Consider the following 26221-nt stretch of genomic DNA (forward strand, 5'->3'; position numbering starts at 1 on the left):
CGGCCTCTTCCTGTCGTCTCTTCTTCCTACCGAACACCAGGCACTGCCTCCCGTACGACGCGAACCACCCTCGTCACCTCGACTCCCTCGATCGTGGGCGCATCGACGACGGATGCCACCCCTGCCCCGAGCTTGCGACCGACGTGCTTGGCCGCTTCGATCTCGTCTTCCGCCTTCGACCCCTTCAGCGCCACCAGCGTCCCGCCCTGACCGAGCAGCGGGATCGCCCAGCGGTACAGCTTGTCCAGAGCCGCGACCGCCCGCACGGTGACAGCGTCCCCGACCAGGTTGCCGTGCTCGTCCTGCGCCCGCCCACGGCGAACGACGACATTGTCGAGTCGCAACGTCTCGGCAACCTCGCTCAACCAGTCGGTCCGTCGCTCCATCGGCTCCAGAAGCACCACTTCAGCCGTCGGCACCATCGCGGCGACGACGACCCCGGGTAGGCCTGCTCCGCTCCCCAGGTCGATGATCCGACCCTCCGTGGGAAGGAACGGCACCACAGCAGCCGAGTTCAGGAGGTGGCGCTCCCACAGACGTGAGAACTCTCGCGGGCCGACGAGACCTCGGAGCTCACCTTGGTCAATCAGTAGGTCGTGGAAGCCCTTCACCGCTGGCCAGGCAGGCCCGAAGAAGGGTTCGAGTCGCGCATCGCCGTCGAGCGGGTCTGCTCCGTCGGTCGTGGCCGACTGAGCTTCCATCACCGCGACATCCCCTAGGTTTCACGTGAAACGAGAACGCATGAGCCGCTTCCTCCAGCTCCACACGCCGCGCGACGAACCGCACTTGGCTCGCCGCGGCCCTACCGTACCGTGCTGCGCTCCGCAGACCCTCCTGTCCACACGGGCCACGCCTTCGGATCTCCGAGCCGACTTCCTGCCGTGCACGGTGCGCGGTTGCTGCGGATCGGGCCCATGCCTCGCGGCACCATCGCTGCGGCACCGCCCTGATCCGCCCTGATCCGCCCTGTTCCCTGGTGGCTGAGTTCACCAACAATCGGAGCGGTCCTCGCCTGCCCACGTTCTCGACACAGCGGTCCCCTGACACCACCTCAGGCGCGCCCGCATACGACGCCTCATTGCGCGCTCGACTCTCTGCATGCACTAGCCGACGCCGATTCCTGCCCGCCAGTCGCAGAACCCAGTAACACCGCACCATTGGAACTGCGGAGGCCCATCGGGCGGCATGAGCCCTCGCGTGAACCCGTACCTGACAACGTGTCCCCGCCGGGGGTGCGCATCTCTTCGACATAACAGTCGCTCCGGGACCTCGCCCCGGAGAGACAAGCGCGCGGCTCCGTCTGCGGTCGACTGGTGCCCCTGCCGGGAGCAGAGATCGCGTCGGCTAGCTCGACGCTTCCCACCTACGGTCCCCCAACGGGTCCAGCCGGTGCGGAGGGCGCTAGCTACGCCCGCGCATCGCAGGGTGAGCCGATCGCGTGGAAGTTGTCCTGCAAGCCTGCGCGCAGGGGATCCCCCATCCCCGGCTCCACGAGCGACGTGCGCCTGTGCGTGTCGATGCTGTCCTGGGCCGGCACGCCCGGGACCATCGCGAAATGAGATCCGTCTTGGCGGTGGCCCCGCTTCGGTGTGGAAGGGCGAATGGTGCACTCTCCGATGACGAGTTCGGGCGGGCCACTCAGCAAGTTGTTTCACGTGGAACGACGATCGGCGTAGCCCGCAGCGCAGGCACCTCGCGGTGACCGCGTACTCACCAGCTCCACGTGTCCGCGATGCTGGGCTCGGCTCCCCCTCGAGCGAGCGCGCAGTGCGCATGGAGCAGGAACGGGACGGAAGATACTCGCTTCCCCTAGCGGTTCCGGCTCAGCGTCACTCGCCCCGGCTCAGCGGCACTCGCCGGCTCGGCGGCACTCGCCGGCTCGGCGGCACTCGCCCCGGCTCGGCGGCACTCGCCCGGCTCCGCCGCAATGGCATGACTCCGCGGCACCGGCCCGGCTCAGGCGGTATGGCCCGAAACAGCGATACCGGTCCGGGTCATCGCCTGATGTCCGGCTCAGCGGCAGCGATCACCTCACCGGTCGTTACGCCCGTCGCCACGGTGGGAAGGTGGTCGCGGCGCTTGGAGGTTGGCATCCCATTGCCCGAGAGGACAGGCTGGTCAGTCGCCTGACGTCGGGATGTCGGTAGCCCGCACCTCGCGCGAATTCCGGCTCAAGGGCAAAGGCCGGGCTCAGGCGGCAACGGTCGGCTCCCCAGCGCCGGTCTCAGGGGCAGCGGTCGGCTCCCCAGCGCCGCCCCTGTATGACGGCGACAGACAGCCCAGCGACACCGGCCGGCCCACGTCGCAGCGGTCCGTACGAGGACGCGACTATCGCCAGCTTCGCGACAGGCCACACGCTGACCAGCGATGGCTGACAGCCCGCCAGCCGTCCGTCGCGTCGACGAGGCCTCGGTCCTTGCGATCGACGGGCGCGCATGGCTCGGCAGCGGCGGCCGCCCGGCATGAGGAGACTCTTCCGGCGGACGGTAGCGTTCTGGCTTCGCGCCAGGAGACCGGCTGATGGCGGCCGCCCGGCACGGCAGCCGCCCGGCACGGGACACTTCCCATCGGGCGGCAGCGTTCCGGGTTCGGGCGAGATGCTCTCTGACGGCAGGCGCCCAGTGCGGCGGGGCGCTCAGCGCGAACACCCTCCCGGCCGACGGCAGCGTTCCGGCTTCAGGGCAAGCCGGCAGACGGCGGCTTCCCGGCGCTACGACAATCTGACGGCCACCCGGCGACGTCCGCGTGCGCAGGTCTCTCGACACCCGCGAGTTGCGCCTGGCGGGCCTCGACAGAGACTCAGCGTCATTTCCAGGGCTACGTCCCGCGATGATCAGGGCGTCGGTGGAGGGCAGGTCCGCGTTCGTTTCACGTGAAACGGCAATCCGGGAGCATTCTGCTGGCCCACTCCCTGGGTAGGTCAGTTCAGGCCAAGAGTTGGACGCCCGAGCTGTGCGCCGTCAGGCTCGTGCAGCGGGTGACCTGGAGCAGCTCTCACGTTCCAGTAGGTGGACGCCGGACCGCCAACGGGCTCCGCGGCCGGCGTCGAGTAGTTCTCAGCCCACGTTGCGCTCAAGGCTGGTCGCCACGTCCTGCGTGCACAATGGTCGCGGGTGGCAGGCGCTCCGGAACCTTGTCGGTGGTTCGTGCAACGCGCGGCCGAGTACCAGGGCGAGGACGAGGACGGGATGGTGTCGCGCAGCGTCGACGCCCCGCGCGGCACTTCCCCACTCCACCAGCAGTTCAATGACCGCCCGCGCCGTCCGAGCGTCTTGCACGCGCCTCCCGTGTTCAACTGGCCAGCGGCACGGTGCGCTTCAGGGGGATGCAGACTCGAAAGAAGGCATCGCAGCGGCGACATTTCCCGTGGCACTGGTAGCGCTGCGACACCGGTATACCTGGATGCCTGACGCCTGACGCCTGAGGCCTGAGGCCTGACGCCCAACGCCTCACACCACACACATCACGCCACACGCCTGATGCCTGATGCCTGATGCCTGGTGCTTGGTGCCTGGTGCCTGGTGCCTGGTGCCTGGTGCCTGGTGCCTGGTGCCTGGTGCCTGGGTGAGTGGACCAGCAGAACTGCGATGTTTCACGTGGAACCGGGCGGCACGTCAGATCGCTTCCAACCCCCGCCCCGAGCCCAGCGCGATGCCGCCGCGGCGCTGCGACGCCCCGAACCACTCCGGTTGGACGGAACGAGGGCCAGCTCCCACGTTGTCTTGGCCCTCGGGGAGGCGGCCTCCGCGGAGCACGTCCGTCCTGGTCCCGAAGCGGGGGATGATGCCCGGCGCACCATCGGATGCGTCTCTGATGTCAGTCGCGCGAAGCGCGATCCTCGTTCCAGATCGTGGGCGTCAACCTTGCCAGGTTCCGGCTCTAAGTCGTGAGCCGCAGGCGTTCGGCCACACGGCTCAGTGTCCGATTGGCCGTCTGCATGAACGGCTACGGGCCATCTCGCGAAGCGCTCGATCCGCAAGCGACGGATCGACCTACCATCCACGGCCTCCCGCGAGAGCCACGGCTCGTCACAGCACGACTGGTCTCCTCCCAACCAGCACTGTTCCAGAGCATCGAAGTGGATCGCCCCGATGCGTCGATAGAACGATCGGTCGGTCGCGTTTCACGTGAAACACGGCAACTGAGGCGGGTGGAGAGCTCGGAAGAGGATTGGCCTCGACCGCGTCGTGCACGGCTACACCTTGGACAATCGGCACGGCGGCGCGTGTGCCGTCGATCCCCGGTTCGAGGACGTCCCTGTCATGGTTCCACGTGAAACAGCGAAGCCCGGCTGCTGACCGGGCGTGGACGCCTCGGCGGCTGGAGGTGGACCGATGAGGTTCTTCAGCTGACGCATCGTCACCGTGCGGTGATGATCCTCCGGCAGGACTGCGACCCTCGCCGTAAACGACCCTGCACGGGACAGATCGTGTTCCGGATGCGCGACGCGGAGGCTTCCTTTCGCTGATCGCATCGCCGTCGACGCTCCTGGGCACTCAAGTAGTTCCGGACGCGCGCGTCCCGCCGAGACGGGTACCTCACCCCTGTGTCTACTCCGCCGGGTGTGCTTGCTGCTCTCTCCGCCTCCGCCACGCGCCGGCCACCACCTGCTGTCCGACGCTCTTTGCGTCCCCCACGACAGCACATCGCTGCATCCGAACGCACCGCCGTGCCATCGACCCGTTCCAGTGTGTTTCACGTGGAACGATCCTGCCCCCGCGATCCGAGCGGGCAGCTGACACGTGGGGTCCCGGGCGACGACAAGCACCGGCGCGCTACGCGCGAGCACACGGCCATGAGGACGCCACTCTCCCGTCCACAGAGCTCAGCCCGGTTCGACTACATCGACACCCCGGTCGGCGCATACGTCGCACGGAGGACACGAGGCGCCGTGCACACCGAACAGGGTGTTCGAACTCCTACCAGCGAGTCCACCCGTTCCACGGCAGCTCCCCGTCCCTGTCGGTGAAGACCTGTCAGCCGGGCCACCACCGGCACCGACCACCCTGCAGCGCCCAGACGATGCTGCGACCGACGATGAGGCGGGGGTTGGAACGCGCGCTCCGCGTCGGCGACGACGACGATGCGCCGCCCGATCCGTGCCTGTGCGAAGCCGGTGGGTCCCCACTGAATCCCCGCTACTCGCGCAGGGCGGACGGGCACGAGAGCGTGCCGAGTTGTCACCATGGCCAGCGCTCCAGGGCTGACAGCGAAGGACCTCATCAAGACGGCACATTCACGTCCGCTGAGTCATGCGGCGACGGCTGCTGGGGCGGGCGGCACGACTCACATTGAACGTCGTCGCACGTGACCCCCGCGCACCCCGGATGTTTCACGTGGAACCAGCGAGCGCTCCACATCGGCAGCTGAGCGGAGAGGCGCCTGCCGAGGAGCGGCCCGGCACACGGGGAAACGACGAAGGGGCGGGCCCGCAGGCCCACCCCTTCATTTCCGTGCAGGAACACGCATCATGCGGGTCGAATCACCACGTGGCGGTTCGGCTCGACGCCGTCGGAGTCGCTCGACATCCCCGCAGAGGCGACGGCGTCGTGGACAACCTTGCGCTCGAAGGGGTTCATGGCATCGAGGGCGACGGCCTCGCCAGACTCCTTGACGCGTGCGATGGCCTCTTCGGCCACGGCGACCAGCTCCGCCCGGCGCGCGGAGCGGTATCCGGCGACATCGAGCATGAGACGGCTGCGCTCACCGGTCTTGGCCTGGACGGCGAGACGGGTCAGCTCCTGGAGGGCGTCGAGGACCTCCCCGTCGGGGCCGGCCAGGCGCGAGAGCGACCGGTCGGCCGGGTCCTCGGAGACGATCTCCACGGCGGCTCTGCCGTGGTCGATGTCGATGTCGATGTCACCGTCGAGGTCCGCGATGTCGAGCAGCTCCTCGAGGTAGTCGGCTGCGATCTCGCCCTCTTCCTCGAGGCGCTTCGTGCTGGTGCTCTCGACGGATTCGGCGTCGGGCTGGGTCGAGGTCATGGAGTTCTCTCTCCGATCAACGTCGCGCGGGTGCGCTACTTCTTTGGCTTGGTGGGCTTGCCGGGCGCAGGTGTACCGGGTCCGTCGCCGTCCTTGGGAGCGGCCGGCTTGGGAGAGCCTGGCTTCGACGATGCCGGCCTCGGAGTGGCCGGCTTAGGAGCGGCCGGCTTGTCCTGGATCTCCTCGATCACGGGCCGCGGCTTGTTGCGGTCCTTGCGCTTCGGCTGCTCGCGCTGTCCGCGCGGCTTCTCCTCGATGATCACCGGGGCAGCGGCGTCTTCCTCGATGACACCGTGCGCCTTGGCCTTCTTCGCCTTGCGCTCCTTCATGGCGATCTCCGCCTGGGAGCCGGGGGCCGGCATGCGACGGATCGTGTAGAACTGCTGGCCCATCGACCACAGGTTGGTGGTGGTCCAGTAGATGAGGACACCGATGGGGAAGTTGACGCCGGAGAACGCGAAGATCAGCGGCAGCACGTAGAGCAGCACCTTCTGCTGCTGAGCCATCGGGCCCTGGAGTGCGGCCGGCGGCATGTTCTTCATGGTCAGCTGACGCTGCGTGAGGAAGGTGGTGGCCGACATCGCGATGATCAGGACGACCGTGACCACCTGGATGTGCCAGTTGCCGTCGGCCCGCATGAACGTGCCGGAGAGCGGGGCACCGAAGATGGTGGCGTTCTCGGCCTGCTCGGCGAGCTCCGGGGTCAGCGGGCCGATCTGCGGGTAGCTGCCGTTCGCGATGCGCGGCAGCTCGATGAGCACTCGGAACAGCGCGAAGAAGATGGGGGACTGCAGGAGGATCGGCAGGCACGATGCGAACGGGTTGGTGCCGTGCTCGCGGTAGAGCGCCATCGTCTCGCGGCTCATCGCCTCGCGGGACGCGGGGTCCGTCTTGCCCTTGTACTTCTTCTGGATCGCCTGCATCTCGGGTGCCAGCAGCTGCATGCCGCGCGACGCCTTGATCTGCCGGAAGAAGAGCGGGATCAGCAGGATCCGGATGACGATCACGAGGCCCACGATGGACAGCGACCAGGCGGCGCCCCCAGCGGGGTCGAGGCCGATCGCGGTGAACAGCGAGTGGAACTGGACCATGATCCAGGCCACGACGACCATGATCGGTTTGAGCAGACCGTCGAACCAGTCCATCGGGCAGAACTCCTCGGGGGGTCAGTGTGTGGACGGGGCCACGTCGTGATGGTGATGGACGGGACGTGCTGGTGGAACGTCGTCCACGCCACCCAGGTTCCAGGGGTTGCAGCGGAGCACCCGCCAGACGGCGAGCCCTGTCCCGCGGATCGCGCCGTGGCGCTGCACCGCGATGACGGCGTACTGCGAGCAGGACGGGTAGAACTTGCAGGTCGGTGGTGTCAGCGGCGAGATGAACCGCTGGTACCCCCGGAGCAGGAGGAGCAGGAGCCGGCCTGGAGCACGGACTATCGCGTGGACGACGGGATGAGTAGTCATGGGATGACTACGCCTCGGTCCGTCGTCGAGACCGCCGTGCCGCTGTCTCGAGCGCCGCGTCGAGGTCCGCGCCCAGGAGGGCGAACGGCCGGGTGGCGGCAGGCGGCAGGGCGCGGACGACGATGCCGGCGTCAGCGGGCATCGATGCCAGCCGAGCACGGACCAGCTCGCGCAGACGACGCTTCACCAGGTTCCGCGTCACCGCGGTCCCGACCGCCTTGGACACGACAAGACCGACCACCGGCCCGGAGGGCGAGTGATCGGTCCTGGTCGTCAGATGCACCACGAGGGTGTCCCGTCCGCCGCGCGCGCCTCGGCGCACCGCCTGCTCGAAGTCGGCAGCGCGGCGCATGCGGTGCGCAGCGGACAGCACCGACGGTGGTGTCAGGCCGAGAGCTCCGCGCGGCCCTTGCGACGGCGAGCCGCCAGGATCGCGCGGCCGGCGCGGGTACGCATACGCAGACGGAAGCCGTGGGTCTTGGCCCGGCGCCGGTTGTTCGGCTGGAAGGTGCGCTTGCTCACGAGAGTCTCCAAGTACATCGGGTGGGTCTCGCATGTGCCGCGCGACCAGGTTCAGGCTGCCGAGATCGAACTGCTCCCAGGACACGCATCGCGTGCGTGCGGCGTCAGGGCGCGCCAGCAGGGGCCATCGAGAAGGCTGCAATACCGTACTTCCCGCCGTACTGGCCGGTCAAATGCGCGCGACTCGCCGGGACGATCCTCTCACGTGGGTCGTCGACGTCACCCCGCAAGGCCCTCCCCGGGCCAGCCCGCGGCCACTAGCATCGGTCATCGTCGCCGGGGGCACGCAGCCTGTGGACCACGACGTCGTGGACGGCTGCCGGGTGCGACGACGAGCAGCTCCAGAACGGCGCCCGACAGGCCGTCCTCATCGTGTCTGAGCACCTATGACATCGCCGTGACCAACTGCTCACAGGTGTGGACAAGTGTGTGGACAACGCCGGTCGTGCGAGACTCGACCACCCACGCGATCGAACAGCTGAGGTAGCACGTGTCACAGGACGAAGAGCTCTCCCGGGTCTGGGGTCACGTGGTGTCGACCCTGGAGTCGAGTCCGGACATCACACCCCGCCAGATCGCCTTCGTCAGGCTCGCGCGGCCGCTGGGGCTCCTCGACGGCACGCTCCTGCTGGCTGTCGGCAACGACCTCACCAAGGACTACCTCGAGTCGCGCGTCCGCGGTGAGGTCACCGCGGCCCTGAGCTCGGCCCTCGACCGCGAGGCGCGGTTCGCCATCACGGTCGACCCGGACCTGGCCGAGGACGCCCCACCGGCGCTGCGCGTCGTCGGCTCCAACGGGGACCAGCGGCACGAGCCGTACAGCCAGTCGCGCGACGAGCGGGAGGCCGACGAGGCCGACGCTCGCCGGGAGGCCCGTCCCGACCTGTCGCTGGTGTCGGACGACGGGGAGGACGACCGCGACGACCAGGTCCGTGAGCGCCGGTACGGCGGCCGCAACGACGACCGTCCCCCGCCGGCGAACCGGCGCATGCCTGCGGAGCCTGCCCGACTGAACCCGAAGTACCTCTTCGAGACGTTCGTCATCGGGAGCTCGAACCGCTTCGCGCACGCCGCCGCCGTCGCGGTGGCCGAGGCGCCGGCGAAGGCCTACAACCCGCTGTTCATCTACGGCGACTCCGGGCTGGGCAAGACGCACCTCCTGCACGCGATCGGGCACTACGCGCAGAACCTCTACCCGAGCGTGCGGGTGCGGTACGTGAACTCGGAGGAGTTCACCAACGACTTCATCAACTCGATCAGCGAGGGCAAGGCCGGCGCGTTCCAGCGGCGCTACCGCGAGGTCGACGTGCTCCTCATCGACGACATCCAGTTCCTGCAGGGCAAGGAACAGACGATGGAGGAGTTCTTCCACACGTTCAACACCCTGCACAACGCGAACAAGCAGGTCGTGATCACGTCCGACCTGCCGCCCAAGCAGCTGAACGGCTTCGAGGACCGGATGAGGTCGCGCTTCGAGTGGGGGCTGATCACCGACGTCCAGCCGCCCGACCTCGAGACCCGCATCGCCATCCTGCGCAAGAAGGCGGGCAGCGAGCGGCTGCAGGCGCCACCAGACGTGCTCGAGTACATCGCGAGCAAGATCTCGACGAACATCCGCGAGCTCGAGGGTGCGCTGATCCGGGTCACCGCGTTCGCCAACCTGAACCGCCAGCAGGTCGACCTGTCGCTCGCGGAGATCGTCCTCAAGGACCTCATCACCGACGACCAGACGACGGAGATCACCGCGACGCAGGTGATCGGCCAGACGGCCGCGTACTTCGGGCTCAGCATCGACGACCTGTGCGGGTCGAGCCGCTCGCGTGTGCTCGTCACGGCACGGCAGATCGCCATGTACCTGTGCCGCGAGCTGACGGACCTGTCCCTGCCCAAGATCGGGCAGGCGTTCGGCGGCCGCGACCACACGACGGTCATGCACGCGAACCGCAAGATCCGTGAGCTGATGGCGGAGCGTCGGTCGATCTACAACCAGGTCACCGAGCTGACGAACCGGATCAAGCAGCAGAACAGAGGCTGATCCGGGCTGAGCCAGCCTCAGTTATCCACAGTTGTCCACAGGTACCTGGGGACACTTGTGACGCGGTTCACCCATTCGGCGCATCGCCCGTTGCTGCCGACCTCAGGTAGCGACCCGACCTGCGGATACGCCATCAAACGGACATCAGGGGACCAATGTGCACGTTCACAAACGGTCATCGCGGGCGTCACGGGATGAGACAACTCTCACCGTCGAAACGATATGAGTCCCTTGACTCGAACCTTCACCCTCCGGATGAGACATGCATGGGACGAATCTCCACACCTGTGTACTCACCTGTGGACGACGGTGGATGACACGCCATCGACGTGTGGACGGCACACCGGCGACCGGTGGACGCAGACGTGCCCGTCGCCGGCCGTCCACGGTCGTCCACCGGGCGTCCGGATCCGCCCACACCCCGGGTGCACAGGCAGATCGCGGCGTGACCTGCACCGACGCCGACGATCCACACAGTGCACAGGACCGATGACGACGATGACACTTCTCTAGGTGGGGGATCCACACACCGCCAGAGGACCCGGGCCGACCCACGGGCCACGACGAACGACACGGCTGTGGTTGTCATCCCCCTGCCCGTACCGAGCGTCGGACCACTCGCGTAGTGTTCGCCTGACGCCTGCCTGCCTGGACCTCGCACGAACCCGTGACGGCAGCCGGCAGGCCAGCTCGACGAGAGGTGAGGTATGAGGTTCCGGGTCGACCGTGACGTTCTCGCGGACGCCGTCACGTGGACGGCGCGCAGCCTGCCCACTCGGCCGCCGGTCCCTGTCCTGGCGGGTGTGCGCCTCGAGGCCGACACCACGGGCACGGTCCAGCTCTCGAGCTTCGACTACGAGGTCTCCGCACGGTCGCAGATCCCCGCCGACGTGAGCGAGGCCGGCACCGTCCTGGTCTCGGGCCGCCTGCTCGCGGAGATCTCCCGCGCCCTGCCGGACAAGCCCGTCGACGTCGTGCTCGACGGCACCAAGGTCGTCGTGACCTGCGGTGCGAGCCGCTTCACGCTCCTGACGATGCCGGTCGAGGACTACCCGAACCTTCCGGTCATGCCTCCGACCACGGGGACGGTCGACGGCGACGAGCTCACCCACGCGGTCGCCCAGGTGTCGGTCGCCGCCAGCCGGGACGACACGTTGCCGCTGCTCACAGGCGTGCGGGTCGAGATCGAGGGCGAGAAGGTCACGCTGCTGGCCACGGACCGCTACCGCCTCGCGCTGCGCGAGCTGACATGGAAGCCGTCCTCGCCGGACATCTCGACGGTCGCCCTGGTCCGTGCCCGGACCCTGTCCGACGCGGCGAAGTCGCTCGGCAGCGCCGGGTCCGTCACGGTGGCGCTGTCCACCGGTTCCGGCGTCGACATGATCGGGTTCGAGGCGGCCGGCCGGCAGACCACGAGCCTCCTGGTGGACGGCGACTACCCCGCCGTGCGACGGCTCTTCCCGGATGAGACCCCCATCCACGCCGTCGTCAGCACGCACGCCCTGGCGGACGCCGCCAAGCGCGTGAGCCTCGTCGCCGAGCGCAACACCCCGATCCGGCTCTCGTTCAGCGAGGGGCAGGTCGTGCTCGACGCCGGCCAGGGCGACGACGCGCAGGCGTCCGAGGCCCTGGAGGCGACCCTCGTCGGGGACGACATCTCCGTGGCCTTCAACCCGCAGTTCCTGCTGGACGGCCTCGGTGCGCTGAGCACGACGTTCGTGCGGCTGTCGTTCACGCACCCGAACAAGCCGGTGGAGTTCACGGGCCAGGAGTCGCTCGAGGGCGAGGACAACCCGGAGTACCGGTACCTGCTGGTCCCCATCCGCTTCGCCAGCTGACCGGCGCGCGGCGAGCCGCGCCTTCTTGCGGCACAGTGAGACGGGCGACAGGCACCGAGAGAGGGCACAAGCATGCACATCGGTCTGGTGGGTCTGGGCAAGATGGGTGCGAACATGCGCACCCGCATCCGCGCGGCGGGCATCGAGGTCACGGGGTACGACAGGAACCCGGACGTCACGGACGTCCCCTCGCTCGAGGCGCTGGTCGAGGCGCTTCCCGCGGGTGAGCGCGTCGTCTGGGTGATGGTGCCGTCGGGCGTCATCACGGACAGCGTCGTCAACGACCTCGCCGGCCTGCTGACCGCGGGCGACATCCTCATCGACGGCGGCAACTCGTACTACCAGGACGACCAGAAGCACGCCGACGTCCTTGCGCGGACGGGTGTCGACTTCCTCGACGCCGGTGTCTCGGGCGGCGTCTGGGGGCTCGAGAACGGGTACGGCCTCATGGTCGGCGGGGACCCGGACGTCGTCGCCAAGGTCATGCCGGTGTTCGACGCGCTGCGTCCGGAGGGCCCGCGGGACGAGGGCTTCGTGCACGCCGGGACGGTGGGTGCCGGCCACTTCGCCAAGATGGTCCACAACGGCATCGAGTACGGGCTGATGCAGGCGTACGCCGAGGGCTACGAGCTGCTGGCCGCGAAGGACCTGGTCACGGACGTGCACGGGACCATGCGGGCGTGGCAGCGGGGCACCGTCGTGCGGTCCTGGCTGCTCGAGCTGCTGGTCAAGGCCCTCGAGCAGGACCCGGGCCTCGGGGAGATCGACGACTGGGTCGAGGACTCCGGCGAGGGTCGCTGGACGGTCGACGAGGCGATCGACCTCGCGGTCCCGGCTCCGGTCATCTCGGCGTCCCTGTTCGCGCGCTTCGCGTCCCGCCAGGAGGAGAGCCCGGCGATGAAGGCCGTCGCGGCGCTGCGTCAGCAGTTCGGCGGGCACGCGGTGAAGCCGGCGGGCACCACGGGGCCGGTCACCGGTACGCCGCCCTCGCAGTCGCTGTAGCCGGGGACAGATGTACGTCGCCCACCTCTCCCTGACCGACTTCCGCTCGTACGCGCAGGTCGAGCTGCCGTTGGACCCGGGGATCACCGCGCTCGTCGGCCCCAACGGGCAGGGCAAGACGAACCTGGTCGAGGCGATGGGCTACGTCGCGACGCTCGGCAGCCACCGGGTCCCGACGGACGCGGCGCTGGTGCGTGCGGGGACGTCCCGTGCGGTGGTCCGAGCCAAGGTGGTCCGCGAGCTGGAGCCCGGACGCCCGCGCTCCACGCTGGTCGAGATCGAGGTCACGCCGGGCAAGGCGAACCGCGCGCGGGTGAACGGCGGCTCGCCCACCCGGGCGCGCGACGTGCTCGGCATCCTGCGCACGGTGCTGTTCGCACCGGAGGACCTGTCGTTGGTCAAGGGCGACCCGGACGGCCGCCGGCGCTTCCTGGACGACCTGCTGGTGCAGCTGACGCCGAGGGTCGCCGGGACGGTGGCCGACTACGACCGGGTGCTGCGGCAACGGTCGGCGCTGCTGAAGTCGGCGGCGGTGGCACGCCGGGGAGCCGGTGCGGACCTGCGCACGCTGGACGTCTGGGACGCCAAGCTGGCGCAGACCGGCGCGCAGATCATCGTCGCCCGGCGCGGCCTGGTCAGGGCGCTGGCACCGCACGTCGAGAAGGCGTATGCGCAGGTCAGTGCCGGTCAGGGCGACGCGATCGTGACGTACAAGGCGTCCCTGGACGCGGTGCTCGAGATCGACGACGAGACGGCCGGCGTCGAGCTGGTCGAGGCGCAGCTGCTCGAGGCGATGGGCCGGCTCCGCAGCAAGGAGATCGAGCGCGGCGTGAGCCTCGTCGGGCCGCACCGGGACGACCTGGTGCTCACGCTCGGCGGGTTGCCGGCCAAGGGGTACGCGAGTCACGGGGAGTCGTGGTCGTTCGCGCTGGCGCTGCGGCTGGCCTCCTACGAGCTGCTGACGCGTGGCGACGAGATCGCGGGCGGTGACTGGGGGCCGGACGGTGAGCCCGTGCTGATCCTCGACGACGTGTTCGCGGAGCTCGACGCGCGTCGTCGTGACCGGCTCGCGGAGCTCGTCGCGCCCGCCCGGCAGGTCCTCATCACGGCGGCGGTGGCCGACGACGTGCCGGCGCCGCTGGCCGGTGCACGGGTCGATGTCATGGGCGGCGAGGTGGCCCGTGTCCTCTGAGGAGCTGTTCCCGCAGCCCAGGGCGACGGACACCCCGCTGCGGGACCTGGTCGACCTGACCCCGCCGCGCCAGGTGGCGCTCGGTGCGCTGGGCCGCGCGAAGGCCGCGGCCGCGCAGCGGGGGTACCGGCCGGGCGACCCCGCGCGTCGCCGGCCGCTGGTCCCGGTGCAGGTGGGGACGGCCGGGCCGGGCGCACGCGACCCCCAGCTCGTCGGCTCGACGGTCAGCGGGCTGCTGGACCAGCTCGGTGGACCGTCGGACCAGGTGGCCGGCGTGCTGAAGCACCGGTGGTCGGAGCTCGTCGGCCCGCAGGTGGCGGAGCACTGCGAGTACGTGTCGTTCGAGGGCGGGGCGCTCACGCTGCGGGCGCACTCGACGTCCTGGGCGACCCAGCTGAAGTTCCTGACGCCGGCGATGCTGGGGCGGTTCGCGGCGGACCTCGGCGACGGTGTCGTCGTGGAGATCACCGTGCTGAACCCCGGCGGGCCTCGGTTCAGGACGGGTCCGAAGCGTGTCCAGGGGCGGGGCGAGCGCGACACGTTCCGCTGATGGAGGACGAAGCCGCGGGTAACACGGTTCTGGCTGCTCCACCAGGTAGACTACAAAGGTCATTCCTGGCGCATCTGTGCCGCCTTCCAGACCAGAACTCCAGCGTCATGGAGTGATCCGATCCGGCGAACCTCGATCGGCGCCCTCCGTCGCGTGTGAGAGCTTGAGGAGCACCACCGCCCGTGGCCGAGCAGAGCACGTCCCCGTCCAGCACGACGACGACCACCAAGGACGGCAACGGCGGGTACGACGCCAGCGCGATCACGGTGCTCGAGGGCCTCGAAGCCGTGCGCAAGCGACCGGGCATGTACATCGGCTCGACCGGTGAGCGCGGCCTGCACCACCTGGTGTCCGAGGTCGTCGACAACTCCGTGGACGAGGCGCTGGCCGGCTACTGCGACCACGTCGAGGTCACGCTGCTGCCCGACGGCGGCGTGCGCGTGGTCGACAACGGCCGCGGCATCCCGGTGGCCATCCACCCGACCGAGGGCCGCCCGACGGTCGAGGTCGTCATGACGATCCTGCACGCCGGCGGCAAGTTCGGCGGCGCGGGCTACGCGGTCTCCGGCGGTCTGCACGGTGTCGGCATCTCCGTGGTGAACGCGCTGTCCACGCGCGTGGAGACGGTGGTCAAGCGCGACGGCTTCACGTGGCAGCAGAACTTCTCCGACGGCGGCAAGCCGCTGGGCGAGCTGCAGAAGGGTGAGCCCACCGACGAGACCGGGACCTCGCAGACCTTCTGGGCCGATCCCGCGATCTTCGAGACCACCGAGTACGACTTCGAGACCTTGCGTGCGCGCTTCCAGCAGTACGCGTTCCTCAACAAGGGCCTGCAGATCTCGCTGACCGACGAGCGCCCGGAGCACGTGGGCACCGGGGACGAGGTCGCGGGCGACGAGGATGCCGCACCGACGTCGCGCAACGTCACGTACAAGTACGACGACGGGCTGGTCGACTACGTCAAGCACCTCAACAGTGCCAAGAAGGTGGAGGTCGTCCACCCGGAGATCATCGACTTCGAGTCCGAGGACACCGAGCGTCGGATCGCCGTCGAGATCGCCATGCAGTGGACCAACGCTTACTCCGAGTCGGTGCACACGTACGCGAACACGATCTCCACCACCGAGGGCGGCACGCACGAAGAGGGCTTCCGCGCCGCGATGACGTCCCTGATCAACCGCTACGCGCGCGACAAGGGCATCCTCAAGGAGAAGGACGAGAACCTCACGGGCGACGACATCCGTGAGGGGCTCACCGCGGTCATCTCCATCAAGCTGGGCGAGCCGCAGTTCGAGGGCCAGACCAAGACGAAGCTGGGCAACACCGAGGCCAAGACGTTCGTGCAGCGCGTGGTGAACGAGCAGCTCGGCGACTGGCTGGACTCGCACCCGAACGAGGCACGGGACGTCATCCGCAAGTCGATCCAGGCCGCGGCCGCCCGCATGGCAGCACGCAAGGCCCGGGAGGCCACGCGCCGCAAGGGTCTGCTCGAGTCGGGCGGCATGCCGGGCAAGCTCCGGGACTGCCAGTCGAGCCGCGCCGAGGAGTGCGAGGTCTTCATCGTCGAGGGTGACTCGGCCGGCGGCTCCGCGGTCCGCGGGCGCAACCCGCGCACGCAGGCGATCCTGCCGATCCGCGGGAAGATCCTCAACGTCGAGCGCGCGCGGCTGGACCGAGCGCTGGGCAACCAGGAGGTCCAGGCGCTGATCACGGCCTTCGGGACGGGCATCGGCGAGGACTTCGACCTCGAGAAGCTGCGGTACCACAAGATCGTGATCATGGCCGACGCCGACGTCGACGGTCAGCACATCCGGACCCTGCTGCTGACGCTCCTGTTCCGGTACATGCCGAACCTCATCACGCACGGCCACGTGTACATCGCGCAGCCGCCGCTGTACCGGGTCAAGTGGGCGAACGCCGACCACGACTACGTCTACACGGACCGGGAGCGCGACGCCGTGGTCGCCGACGGCCAGGCCAACGGCAAGCGGCTGCCGAAGGACAACGCGATCCAGCGGTACAAGGGTCTGGGCGAGATGGACTACCAGGAGCTGTGGGAGACGACCATGTCGCCCGAGCACCGCACGCTCCTGCAGGTCACGCTCGACGAGGCCGCGGCGGCCGACGAGATCTTCTCCATCCTCATGGGCGAGGACGTCGAGTCCCGCCGCTCGTTCATCCAGCGCAACGCGAAGGACGTGCGCTTCCTCGACATCTGAGGAGTGAGCGCAGCGAGCCCCGGAAGATGTCGACAGAGAACGCAGTCATCTGAACCGCCTCGCACCACGGACCACGAGCAAGCACCGACGTAAGGAACAACGTTGAGCGAGACCACCGGCAACGAGATCGAGCACGGCCGCATCGACCAGGTCGACCTGCAGCTCGAGATGCAGCGCTCGTACCTCGACTACGCGATGTCCGTCATCGTCGGCCGTGCGCTGCCGGACGTCCGTGACGGTCTCAAGCCGGTGCACCGCCGTGTGCTCTACGCCATGTACGACGGCGGGTACCGCCCGGACCGCCAGTTCTCGAAGTGCTCGCGCGTCGTCGGCGACGTCATGGGCAAGTACCACCCGCACGGTGACACGGCGATCTACGACGCCCTGGTCCGCCTGGTCCAGGACTGGTCGCTGCGCTACCCGCTGGTCTCCGGCCAGGGGAACTTCGGCTCCCCCGGCGACGACCCGGCCGCCGCCCCCCGGTACACCGAGTGCAAGATGGCGCCGCTGTCCATGGAGATGGTCCGGGACATCGACAAGGACACCGTCGACTTCCAGGACAACTACGACGGTCGGACGCAGGAGCCCGCGGTCCTGCCGTCGCGGTTCCCGAACCTGCTGGTCAACGGCTCGGCCGGCATCGCGGTCGGCATGGCGACCAACATCCCGCCGCACAACCTGCGCGAGGTGGCCGAGGGCGTCCAGTGGCACCTGGACCACCCCGACGCGTCGCGCGAGGAGCTGCTCGCCGCGCTCCTGCTGCGCATCAAGGGACCCGACTTCCCGACCGGCGCGACGATCCTGGGCCACAAGGGCATCGAGGAGGCGTACCGCACCGGCCGTGGCTCCATCACGATGCGCGCGATCGTCGAGGTCGAGGAGATCCAGGGCCGCATCTGCCTCGTCGTCACCGAGCTGCCGTACCAGGTGAACCCGGACACGCTGGCGAAGAAGATCGCGGACCTGGTCCGCGAGAACAAGGTCACCGGCATCGCGGACATCCGCGACGAGACGTCGGGCCGCGCCGGCCAGCGCCTGGTGATCGTGCTCAAGCGGGACGCCGTCGCGAAGGTCGTGCTGAACAACCTCTACAAGCACACCCAGCTGCAGGACACGTTCGGCGCGAACATGCTCGCGCTCGTCGACGACGTCCCCCGCACGCTGAGCATCGACGCGTTCGTGCGGCACTGGGTGACCCACCAGCTCGAGGTCGTCGTCCGCCGCACCGCGTTCAAGCTGCGCGAGGCCGAGGCGGACATCCACATCTACCGCGGGTACCTCAAGGCGCTCGACGCGCTCGACGAGGTCATCGCGCTCATCCGCCGGTCGCCCGACGCGGACGAGGCCCGTGCCGGCCTGATGGCGTTGCTCGACATCGACGAGCTGCAGGCGAACGCGATCCTCAACCTGCAGCTGCGCCGGCTGGCGGCCCTGCAGCGCCAGGAGATCCTCGAGCGCTACGCCAAGCTCGAGGCGGAGATCCTCGAGTACCGGGCGATCCTCGAGTCCGAGCAGCGGCAGCGGGACATCGTGTCCGACGAGCTCGGCGAGATCGTCGCCAGGTACGGCGACGAGCGCCGCACGACGATCCTCCCGTTCGACGGCGAGGTCAGCGTCGAGGACCTCATCGCCGAGGAGGAGATGGTCGTCACCATCACGCGCGGCGGCTACGCCAAGCGGACGCGGTCGGACAACTACCGGGCGCAGCGGCGCGGCGGCAAGGGCGTGCGCGGTGCGCAGCTGCGCGAGGACGACCTGGTCGACCACTTCTTCGTCACGACGACCCACCACTGGCTGCTCTTCTTCACCAACCTGGGCCGCGTGTACCGCGCCAAGGCGTACGAGCTGCCGGAGGGCGGCCGTGACGCCAAGGGGCAGCACGTCGCCAACCTGCTCGCGTTCCAGCCGGGCGAGAAGATCGCCCAGGTGCTCGACATCCGCGACTACACCAAGGCCGAGTACCTGGTGCTGGCGACGCAGCGCGGCCTGGTCAAGAAGACCCGGTTGTCGGACTACGACTCCAACCGGTCCGGCGGCGTCATCGCGATCAACCTGCGCGAGGACGAGGACGGGCTGCCCGACGAGCTGGTCTCCGCACGCCTGGTCGACTCCGACCAGGACCTGATCCTGGTGTCCCGCAAGGGCCAGTCGGTGCGGTTCACCGCCTCGGACGAGTCGCTGCGGCCCATGGGCCGGGCCACGTCCGGTGTCACCGGGATGAAGTTCCGGGAGGACGACGAGCTCCTGGCCATGGACGTCGTGCGCGAGGACGCGTTCCTGTTCACCGTGACGCAGGGCGGGATCGCGAAGCGCACCGCGCTGACCGTGGAGAACTACCGCCAGCAGGGCCGCGGCGGTCTGGGCATCAAGGTTGCCAACCTGCCGGAGGCCAACGGGGACCTGGTCGGCGCACTCGTGGTCGACCCGGACGACGAGGTCCTCGTCATCATGGAGCGCGGGAAGATCGTGCGTTCCGCCACCGCGGAGGTCAACGCCACGGGTCGCACCACGCAGGGCGTCATCTTCGCCAAGCCCGACAACGGGGACCGGATCATCGCGGTCGCGCGCAACACTGAGCGACACCTGGCCGACGAGGCAGGTACCGTGGGCGCTGAGAATGGCCAGGTTTCGGACGTCCCGGATGCTCCCGCCGACGCGGAGGTGCCCGAGACCGAGGCCGTCACAGACCCGTCTGCGGAGGACGCATGACCGATTCCACGCCCCCCTCGATACCGCCGCGCAAGCGCCCGACGACTCCGACGACCACCGGTCGTCAGACGACCTCTGCGCCGCGCACGGGATCCGGACCGACGTGGAGCGACAGCGAGGACGCCGCGACGCAGGTGCCCAACCTCAACGGTTCCAACGGGTCGGCCGCGTTCACGGTTCCGGCGAGCGTGATGCCTCCGACGGCGACGCCGACGCGCACCTCCACGTCGACGGCGCGGACGTCGGCGCCGATCCGTCCGGATCGTCCCGAGACGACCACCGCCACCGCCACATCTCCACAGGATCGTGACACGCCCGTCGCCGCCTCCACCGACGAGCACGACCCGCCGTCCCCGATGATGGTGGCGGTGGACACCGCCACCGTCTGGCTCAAGCGAGCCGGAGTCGCCACGTCCGCCGCGATCGCCGCGGCAACCCGACCCCGCCCCAAGGAGCCGTCCATGACCACCACCCCGGCGGCGCCTCGGACGGCGACCTCGTCCGACAACCTCACGGGTGCGCGGCCGGGCACGGGACGCATCCCGACGGTCGGCTCGCACGGTGCGCCCCGCCGGGTCCGGCTCGCCATCTCGCGAGTCGACCCCTGGTCGGTCATGAAGCTGTCGTTCCTGCTGTCGGTGGCCATCGGCGTGATGATCGTCGTCGCGGCCGCGGTCGTCTGGTTCACGCTCAACGGGCTCCAGGTGTTCACCAAGGCGGACGACCTGGTCACGCAGATCACCGGGACCGAGAGCGGGATCGACATCCTGCAGTACGTCGAGTTCCAGCGGATCATCTCGGGCGCGACGCTCATCGCGGTCATCGACGTCTTCCTGCTCACCGCCCTGGCGACCATCGGCGCGTTCCTCTACAACATCGTGGCGGCGCTGGTCGGCGGCGTGCACGTGACCATGACGGACGAGTGATCGCCGGTTTGGGTGGCGCCCCTGCCCTGGGGTAGTCTCATCCGGCGCCACTGCGGCGCGCGTAGTGCACGGGCCTATAGCTCAGACGGTTAGAGCGCTTCCCTGATAAGGAAGAGGTCACAGGTTCAAGTCCTGTTAGGCCCACTCCCGACCCGTGGGGGAACCGATGAAGAAGCTCCTGCTCCTGGTGGCTGCGGCCGCCATCGGATTCGTCGTGTGGCAGAAGTACACGCAGGATCGCGACGAGCGAGACCTGTGGGCAGAGGTCACCGACACCTTCGAGTGACGGTCCGCCCGCTGGTCGCGGGCACGGGGCCATGGCGCAATTGGTAGCGCACCTGCTTTGCAAGCAGGGGGTTAGGGGTTCGAGTCCCCTTGGCTCCACCATGAGTGGTTCGTAGCGTCCGCGCCGGCCCCCGCCCGCGCGCGCGACGGTGCCGTCCGTCAGGCGCTACCCGATCGCGCCCTGGATCTGCGCAAAAGCCCCAGATCGACCGCCTCGTGTGGGATACGGTCTCGGTCGGACCAGCAGGTACACGGCAGGGGGACTCGTGCGGGCTCGACGTGGATGGCGTGCGGCTGCGGCCGTGGCGGTTGCTGCCGCACTGGCGGCGGGGTGCGGTTCCGGCCCTGGCACACCGACGGCGACCAGCACGCCGACGGCGACGGTCACCGCGAGCCCGACGCCGACCCTCGACCCGGCCCTGGCAGAGCAACAGGAATCGGTCGAGGCAGCGACGGCGACGCTGGCCACCTTCCTGCGGGTCTCCGACGAGATCGCCGAGGCGGGTTACGCCGACTGGAGCGCGATGAGCACGCTGGTCGGCGGCGAGCTGCGCACCAACCTGGTGTCGTTCTTCGAGCAGTCCCGCGACCTGGGTGCGCGGCAGACCTCCCGCGGGACGGTCGAGAGCATCGTGCTGAAGGAGTTCCAGCCCGGGACACCTGGTGCTGGTGGCGAGCGGGTCCTGCTCGACGCCTGCCTCGACAACTCCACGAGCGAGGTCCTCCTGCCCGACGGGTCGTCGGACATCGACCGGTCCTACCCCCAGCGGGTCGTCGTCACCTACACCGTCCAGCACCACGTCGACTTCTGGACCGTCGACGACGCGCAGTCCGACGCCAGCCGCACGTGCTGAGGGCGGCTGTCGCGGCACTGGCGGGTGCGGCGCTCCTCCTGCTCGCGCCCATCGCGACGTCGCCGGCTCGAGCGGTGGCCGAGCCGGGTTGCGACTTCGTCGACCAGCAGGGGAGGTGCAGGTTCCGGGTCGAGTCGCCCGGCTCCCCGGGCGGTCCCTCCGCCCCTTCCGCCCCCGGCGGGGGCGGCAGCGACGTGGTGCGTGTCTGCACCGACTGGAAGGACGACGTGATCGACTGCGTCAACGAGCTCGGCACCTGGTCGGACGCGCGTGGGTGCTACATGGAGCTCGCCGATCCGCAGCCGCCGTTCGAGCACGCCGTGTGGGACGGACGGACGGACGGCGTGGTGTACAGGTGCACGCTGCCCAACCCCGGGACGTCGTCCTGGTGGACCGTCACCGTGTGGCTTCCTACGGCTCAGCCGGGACCGGCACCGCGCGAGCTCGCCGAGCAGGCGATCGCGGAGATGCAGTTCCGTGCGGGGCAGATCGGGATGAGCCCTGCGGTCGATGCACCGTCGGTCGTCGGGCTGCCGACGTGGCTCTGGATCGCGGATCCCGACGAGCACACCGTCGGACCGATCACTCGCAGCGCGACCGCCGGCGCGGTCACGGTCACCGCGACAGGGTCGCTCGAGAAGGTGGTGTGGGACATGGGTGACGGGGACCCGGTCACCTGCGACGGGCCCGGCACCGTGTACGACCCCGCGGTCGGCGGTGAGGGGTCACCGACGTGCGGCTTCACGTACGGCCGGTCGTCGGCGAACCAGCCCGGCCTGGCCTATCCCGTGACGGCGACGTCGCACTGGGTCGTCGAGTGGGCAGGTGGCGGCCAGGCGGGCACGATCCGGCTGCACCTCACGAGCACTGCCGAGGTCCGGGTGGCGGAGATCCAGACCCTCGTCACGCGGGGCTGAGCCCGCACGTCCGCCGGGTCTGTCGGGACGACTGCGCACGTCCTGCCGACAAATCGTTTATCAGACCCGGTCGTCGTTGACCTGGCCGTGGGCCGGTGTGAGCGTTAACACGGCCCCGAGCAGCCGCGGACGGGCAGCAGACGCCGACACGTGCACCGCCGCACAGACAGGGTCGATCCCATGCGCACCTCTCGTTCCCGCCCTCTCCGCCGCGCGATCAGCCTGCTCAGCGCGCTGGCGCTGCTGCCGTTCCTGGCCCTAGCCGCGCCGGAGCCGGCGACGGCCGCGACGGCGCAGTTCCGCGGCATGAACTGGGCGGTGACCGGGGACAACTTCAGCACCGGCCCGCTCGTCATCGACGGCCTGAACAGCTCCGACGGCTACGCCGCCGTGCAGGCGACGGCGAACGCGGTGTTCGACGACATGCAGTCGACGCTCGGCATCAACACGGTCCGGCTGCCGATCAACACCCACACGGTCGGGACCACGTGGTGGAGCAGCTATCGCGGGGTGATCGACGCGGCGACCGCCCGGGGCTGGAAGGTGATCCTCGCGTACTGGGAGGACGGTGCCGCGTCGGGCGGCCGGATCACGAACCTGACGGCGTTCCACGCCATGTGGTCCACCGTGGTGTCGCAGTACGGCTCGAACGGCCTGGTCTACCTCGAGCCGATGAACGAGCCGCACGGCTACACGTCGGCGGAGTGGCGGAGCCTCGCGGCCGACTGGCTGGCCCGGCACTCCTCGGTCCCGGACGGGCGGGTGCTCGTCGGTGGCACCGGCTTCGGCCAGGACCTGCGGGACCTCTGCGCGGACAGCCGGTTCGCGTCGACGCTGTTCTCGTTCCACCACTACGCGTTCTTCTCCGGCTCGAACACCTACGACGGCTGGCGCAGCCACGTCGCGACCCGCCTCGGCAGCTGCGCCGCGCGGGCCGTCGTGACCGAGTTCGGGGCCCCCATGGACAGCGGGCTCGACTACGGGGACGCGGCGAGCGGCGACAACTTCGTGCGGCACGTCCGGGCGGTCACCCAGGTCATGCGGGACAACGCCATGGGCGGCACGTACTGGCCGGCTCTGGGCGGCAAGCCGGGGACGATCGGCTACGACTGGTACTCGATGTACGCGAGGACGGGCAACGGCACGAACGTCGATCTCACCGTCCGCAGCGCGTCGGGTGCGAACCGCCTGCGCTGGGCGTGGGGTGATGCCGTCGACCCGGACACCGGCAACGGAGCTGGTTCCTCGACCGTGCGGATCGTGAACAGGGCCTCGGCCAAGTGCGTCGACGTGGTGAGCGGGTCGACCGCGAACGGTGCCGAGATCATCCAGTACACCTGCGGCGCCGCCACCAACCAGCGGTGGCGGCTGACGGATCGCGGCAACGGGTACGTGAACGTCGTCGCGGTGCACTCCGGCAAGTGCCTGGACGTCAGTGGCGCCTCCACCGCGGACGGTGCGGCGGTCATCCAGTACACCTGCGGCAGCGGCACCAACCAGCAGTGGCAGCTGCGTCCGGTCGGCGGCTCCTCCCAGCTCGTCGCACGGCACTCGGGCAGGTGTCTGGACCTCCCCGGCTTCTCCACCGCCAACGGCACCCGCCTCACGCAGTACTCCTGCAACGGCGGCACCAACCAGCTCTGGAGCACGTCGTGAGCGTGCCCCCGCCGACGTGTCGGCGGGGGCACTCGGTCCGGGTCAGTACGCGTCGAGCCGGACGTCACCCGCGAGCCTGGTCGTCACGGTGGTGCCCACGGGCGGGAACGCGTTCGCGCCGTTGTAGGACGTCCCGATCGCCGTGGCGACCTGGAGGTAGAACTTCGCGGCGTCCTTCTCCTTGATCTTGCTGGCCGGGTCCGGCTCGAACTTGTAGGTGGCGTCCCCCTGGACGCCGTCCAGCCAGATCCTGATGCCCCAGCGGGTCTTGCGATCTGCTCCGTAGCCGAAGGTGTTCGGTCCGACGGTGACCTCGCTCATGGTCGTTCTCCTTCATGGTCAGTGCGTGAGTGGGATGACCTCACCGGCGGCGCCGGCGACCTTGGCGGCGAGCTCGGAGAGCATCGCCGGGGTGTAGACCGCCGGGTTGGTGCTGAGCGACACGTCGTGGACGGTCAGCGTCGCGGCGGTCGTCAGCCGGGTCCACGGGAAGCCCTTGACCGGCACGGCCGGTGCGAGCGACAGATGAACCAGGGCGAGCGTGGGACCCGACGGGGTGGCGGCCGCGTGTGCGACGAGTGCCTCCCGCGAGCCCGGTCGGGTCGACCCGAACGAGTGCCAGGCGTGCAGGGCGTCCGGCGGAGCGGTCCGCAGGGAGTCCACGGCGGTGACACCGGTGTCGCCGAGCGTGGCGCCGGCGGAGTCGAGCGGTGCCCGACCGGCGCGGACGTCCGTCGTCAGGTTCGAGGACGACCCGAGCACCCACCCGAGCTGCGCCAGGGTCGAGACCACGGCGGACACGAGCTCGCCCGGGGTGGCCGGGGTGGCGCGTTCGGCCAGGTGCAGGGCCATGAGCAGGCTGTCGACGATGCCGTCCCGGGTGGCGGCGGGTTGCGCCGTCGGGTCGAGGACGAGCAGCGCACCGTCGACCAGCACGGCCGACGGCCCGGTCACAGGCTCGGCAGGTTCGCGATGTAGCCGATGGCGTGCGTACCCAGCCTGTCCTGCACGTCGGCGCGGATCTTGGCGTAGATCACGTCGTTGAGGCTGAGCGTCGTCGAGCCGTCCTTGATCTCCACGGAGGTCGCCGAGTAGGTCATCCACAGGAACTTCGTGGTCGTCGCCGTGCCGGCGAACGAGAACGCGGACACCTGGAGAGCCACCGACCCGTTGGTCTCGTTGGCCAGGCCGACGGAGAACGCGCCGGCGCCGTTCGTCGTCGAGTGCTGGTCGTAGATCTTCCACGGCGCGCCGCCGGAGTCGGCGGAGCTCTTGAGCGCCTTGACCGCGGCCTCGACGATGCCGAGCGCCGCCGGCGCCACGATCGACCCGAGGATCTCCAGGACGACCTTGTCGATCTCCACGCTCGCGGTCGTGGCGGTGTAGTCGCCGAAGGTGACCCCCTGACCCGTGTAGCCGATCTGCTGGAGGAAGGTCGCGACGTACTGGTAGTAGGCGATGGGGTTGTTGACGGGGTCGTTGCCCTCCTTGACCGCCATCAGCTGGGCCAGGGCCAGCGAGTTGTTCAGGTCGTCCTTGTGCTGGGCGGACACGAGCGCCGAGAACGAGACGAGCGAGTTGCCGACGACCGTCCCGCTCTCGGTGTTGTCCTTCTGGGGGGCGGGGTCGACCGGCGCGCCGGCCGGGACCGCGAGGGCGAACAGACGCTTCCCGCCCAGGTCGACGTCGTCGAGGAACGTGGTGGCTGAGGTGGCCGTGGTGGTCATGGCGTGCTCCTTCGGTCGTGCGGCGGGTGGTGCCTGACGCCGTCATGGGACCGCCGGACGCGCCGCTGGTGCGTCGTCCGGGCGCCTCGTGCGCGTGCAGGAGCGCCTCGAGCGCGTCGCAGGGAGATCGCCGGTCACGACGCGGTCGACGCGTGCCCGCCTGCGCCGCGTGCCGGTCGGCCAGCGTGCGGGGGCGCGCACGAGGAGGCACGGTCCGGCACCGTGACGTTCGCGCCTCCGATCCGGCGGTCGTGACGCGGTCGCCGCCTCGCCTCCGTGCCGTCCACGCACCATTGCCGTGTCCGTGACCTCGGGCCCGATACGTTGTCGGCGGGCTAGTGC

The 26221-nt window shown here is 69.5% G+C and carries 22 protein-coding genes and 2 tRNA genes; 14 read left to right on the forward strand and 10 right to left on the reverse strand.

Annotation, left to right across the window (positions count from 1 at the left end):
- Positions 1 to 26: 26 nt before the first annotated feature.
- The 6 genes from rsmG to rpmH all read right to left on the reverse strand — a co-directional run bounded on the left by rsmG (position 27) and on the right by rpmH (position 7969).
- On the reverse strand, positions 27 to 701 hold the full coding sequence (gene rsmG, locus CXY01_RS18170; RefSeq protein ID WP_146930340.1) for a 16S rRNA (guanine(527)-N(7))-methyltransferase RsmG: 675 nt from the start codon (positions 699 to 701) through the stop codon (positions 27 to 29).
- A gap of 4767 nt (positions 702 to 5468) precedes the next feature.
- Complete coding sequence (locus CXY01_RS18180; RefSeq protein ID WP_146930347.1) at positions 5469 to 5984, reverse strand: Jag family protein; 516 nt, start codon at positions 5982 to 5984, stop codon at positions 5469 to 5471.
- Positions 5985 to 6019: 35 nt separating this feature from the next.
- Positions 6020 to 7129 (reverse strand): membrane protein insertase YidC, encoded by a 1110-nt coding sequence (yidC, locus tag CXY01_RS18185; RefSeq protein ID WP_146930350.1) that lies wholly within the window; start codon positions 7127 to 7129, stop codon positions 6020 to 6022.
- A gap of 21 nt (positions 7130 to 7150) precedes the next feature.
- Complete coding sequence (yidD, locus tag CXY01_RS18190) at positions 7151 to 7447, reverse strand: membrane protein insertion efficiency factor YidD (protein ID WP_146930355.1); 297 nt, start codon at positions 7445 to 7447, stop codon at positions 7151 to 7153.
- A 7-nt stretch (positions 7448 to 7454) separates the two neighbouring features.
- Positions 7455 to 7820 carry a ribonuclease P protein component gene (gene rnpA, locus CXY01_RS18195; protein ID WP_146930358.1) on the reverse strand — a complete coding sequence of 122 codons (366 nt, stop codon included), beginning with the start codon at positions 7818 to 7820 and terminating at the stop codon, positions 7455 to 7457.
- 11 nt (positions 7821 to 7831) lie between these two features.
- Positions 7832 to 7969 (reverse strand): 50S ribosomal protein L34, encoded by a 138-nt coding sequence (gene rpmH, locus CXY01_RS18200; RefSeq protein ID WP_010849920.1) that lies wholly within the window; start codon positions 7967 to 7969, stop codon positions 7832 to 7834.
- Between the two features lie 490 nt (positions 7970 to 8459).
- On the opposite strand from rpmH, the gene dnaA reads away from it, so the two are divergent.
- The 7 genes from dnaA to gyrA all read left to right on the forward strand — a co-directional run bounded on the left by dnaA (position 8460) and on the right by gyrA (position 19514).
- Positions 8460 to 10004, forward strand: a complete 1545-nt coding sequence (gene dnaA, locus CXY01_RS18205) for a chromosomal replication initiator protein DnaA (RefSeq protein WP_146930361.1) — start codon at positions 8460 to 8462, stop codon at positions 10002 to 10004.
- A 707-nt stretch (positions 10005 to 10711) separates the two neighbouring features.
- Positions 10712 to 11842 (forward strand): DNA polymerase III subunit beta, encoded by a 1131-nt coding sequence (gene dnaN, locus CXY01_RS18210; RefSeq protein ID WP_146930364.1) that lies wholly within the window; start codon positions 10712 to 10714, stop codon positions 11840 to 11842.
- Positions 11843 to 11914: 72 nt separating this feature from the next.
- Positions 11915 to 12844: a phosphogluconate dehydrogenase (NAD(+)-dependent, decarboxylating) gene (gene gnd / locus CXY01_RS18215; RefSeq protein WP_146930367.1), complete on the forward strand. Its 930-nt coding sequence runs from the start codon at positions 11915 to 11917 to the stop codon at positions 12842 to 12844.
- Positions 12845 to 12854: 10 nt separating this feature from the next.
- On the forward strand, positions 12855 to 14036 hold the full coding sequence (gene recF / locus CXY01_RS18220) for a DNA replication/repair protein RecF (protein ID WP_146930370.1): 1182 nt from the start codon (positions 12855 to 12857) through the stop codon (positions 14034 to 14036).
- Entirely contained in the window at positions 14026 to 14586 is a 561-nt protein-coding gene (locus tag CXY01_RS18225; protein ID WP_246125477.1) for a DciA family protein, read from the forward strand. Before recF ends, CXY01_RS18225 begins: the two co-directional genes overlap by 11 nt.
- Before the next feature lie 182 nt (positions 14587 to 14768).
- A complete protein-coding gene (gyrB, locus tag CXY01_RS18230) occupies positions 14769 to 16805 on the forward strand; it encodes a DNA topoisomerase (ATP-hydrolyzing) subunit B (RefSeq protein ID WP_146930376.1) in 2037 nt (678 codons plus the stop codon).
- Between the two features lie 102 nt (positions 16806 to 16907).
- The gene (gyrA, locus tag CXY01_RS18235) at positions 16908 to 19514 is read left to right on the forward strand and encodes a DNA gyrase subunit A (RefSeq protein ID WP_146930379.1); all 2607 of its coding nucleotides are present in this window, start codon (positions 16908 to 16910) and stop codon (positions 19512 to 19514) included.
- 64 nt (positions 19515 to 19578) lie between these two features.
- On the opposite strand, the gene CXY01_RS21240 is transcribed toward gyrA, so the two are convergent.
- Positions 19579 to 19800, reverse strand: a complete 222-nt coding sequence (locus CXY01_RS21240; RefSeq protein WP_246125478.1) for a hypothetical protein — start codon at positions 19798 to 19800, stop codon at positions 19579 to 19581.
- Between the two features lie 175 nt (positions 19801 to 19975).
- On the opposite strand from CXY01_RS21240, the gene CXY01_RS21245 reads away from it, so the two are divergent.
- From CXY01_RS21245 to CXY01_RS18265, 7 genes are all read left to right on the forward strand, one after another.
- The gene (locus CXY01_RS21245; RefSeq protein ID WP_246125479.1) at positions 19976 to 20440 is read left to right on the forward strand and encodes a DUF3566 domain-containing protein; all 465 of its coding nucleotides are present in this window, start codon (positions 19976 to 19978) and stop codon (positions 20438 to 20440) included.
- A 70-nt stretch (positions 20441 to 20510) separates the two neighbouring features.
- Positions 20511 to 20584: transfer RNA gene (locus CXY01_RS18245), tRNA-Ile, on the forward strand.
- 22 nt (positions 20585 to 20606) lie between these two features.
- On the forward strand, positions 20607 to 20726 hold the full coding sequence (locus tag CXY01_RS21090) for a DLW-39 family protein (RefSeq protein WP_222594589.1): 120 nt from the start codon (positions 20607 to 20609) through the stop codon (positions 20724 to 20726).
- 25 nt (positions 20727 to 20751) lie between these two features.
- Positions 20752 to 20827: transfer RNA gene (locus tag CXY01_RS18250), tRNA-Ala, on the forward strand.
- Positions 20828 to 21027: 200 nt separating this feature from the next.
- Entirely contained in the window at positions 21028 to 21579 is a 552-nt protein-coding gene (locus tag CXY01_RS18255; protein WP_146930385.1) for a hypothetical protein, read from the forward strand.
- Positions 21580 to 21776: 197 nt separating this feature from the next.
- Positions 21777 to 22496: a hypothetical protein gene (locus tag CXY01_RS18260; RefSeq protein ID WP_146930388.1), complete on the forward strand. Its 720-nt coding sequence runs from the start codon at positions 21777 to 21779 to the stop codon at positions 22494 to 22496.
- A gap of 180 nt (positions 22497 to 22676) precedes the next feature.
- On the forward strand, positions 22677 to 24152 hold the full coding sequence (locus CXY01_RS18265) for a ricin-type beta-trefoil lectin domain protein (RefSeq protein WP_146930391.1): 1476 nt from the start codon (positions 22677 to 22679) through the stop codon (positions 24150 to 24152).
- A 42-nt stretch (positions 24153 to 24194) separates the two neighbouring features.
- Here CXY01_RS18265 and CXY01_RS18270 read toward each other — a convergent pair whose 3' ends face one another.
- Genes CXY01_RS18270 through CXY01_RS18280 form a run of 3 tightly spaced genes read right to left on the reverse strand, consistent with a single transcriptional unit; the run spans position 24195 to position 25879 of the window.
- Entirely contained in the window at positions 24195 to 24473 is a 279-nt protein-coding gene (locus CXY01_RS18270) for a hypothetical protein (protein WP_146930394.1), read from the reverse strand.
- Positions 24474 to 24491: 18 nt separating this feature from the next.
- Positions 24492 to 25106, reverse strand: a complete 615-nt coding sequence (locus CXY01_RS18275; protein ID WP_146930397.1) for a hypothetical protein — start codon at positions 25104 to 25106, stop codon at positions 24492 to 24494.
- A complete protein-coding gene (locus tag CXY01_RS18280; protein ID WP_146930400.1) occupies positions 25103 to 25879 on the reverse strand; it encodes a hypothetical protein in 777 nt (258 codons plus the stop codon). The genes CXY01_RS18275 and CXY01_RS18280 overlap by 4 nt, the downstream gene beginning before the upstream one ends.
- Between the last annotated feature and the right edge of the window lie 342 nt (positions 25880 to 26221).

This window comes from Cellulomonas xylanilytica (genome assembly GCF_007989805.1).
In the GTDB taxonomy this organism is placed as follows: Bacteria; Actinomycetota; Actinomycetes; order Actinomycetales; family Cellulomonadaceae; genus Cellulomonas; species Cellulomonas xylanilytica.

Coding starts and splice junctions, on each gene's coding strand:
- rsmG (WP_146930340.1), bottom strand. CDS start 701: ATGGAAGCTCAGTCGGCCACGACCGACGGAGCAGACCCGCTCGACGGC.
- CXY01_RS18180 (WP_146930347.1), bottom strand. CDS start 5,984: ATGACCTCGACCCAGCCCGACGCCGAATCCGTCGAGAGCACCAGCACG.
- yidC (WP_146930350.1), bottom strand. CDS start 7,129: ATGGACTGGTTCGACGGTCTGCTCAAACCGATCATGGTCGTCGTGGCC.
- yidD (WP_146930355.1), bottom strand. CDS start 7,447: ATGACTACTCATCCCGTCGTCCACGCGATAGTCCGTGCTCCAGGCCGG.
- dnaN (WP_146930364.1), top strand. CDS start 10,712: ATGAGGTTCCGGGTCGACCGTGACGTTCTCGCGGACGCCGTCACGTGG.
- gnd (WP_146930367.1), top strand. CDS start 11,915: ATGCACATCGGTCTGGTGGGTCTGGGCAAGATGGGTGCGAACATGCGC.
- recF (WP_146930370.1), top strand. CDS start 12,855: ATGTACGTCGCCCACCTCTCCCTGACCGACTTCCGCTCGTACGCGCAG.
- CXY01_RS21245 (WP_246125479.1), top strand. CDS start 19,976: ATGACCACCACCCCGGCGGCGCCTCGGACGGCGACCTCGTCCGACAAC.
- CXY01_RS21090 (WP_222594589.1), top strand. CDS start 20,607: ATGAAGAAGCTCCTGCTCCTGGTGGCTGCGGCCGCCATCGGATTCGTC.
- CXY01_RS18265 (WP_146930391.1), top strand. CDS start 22,677: ATGCGCACCTCTCGTTCCCGCCCTCTCCGCCGCGCGATCAGCCTGCTC.
- CXY01_RS18270 (WP_146930394.1), bottom strand. CDS start 24,473: ATGAGCGAGGTCACCGTCGGACCGAACACCTTCGGCTACGGAGCAGAT.
- CXY01_RS18280 (WP_146930400.1), bottom strand. CDS start 25,879: ATGACCACCACGGCCACCTCAGCCACCACGTTCCTCGACGACGTCGAC.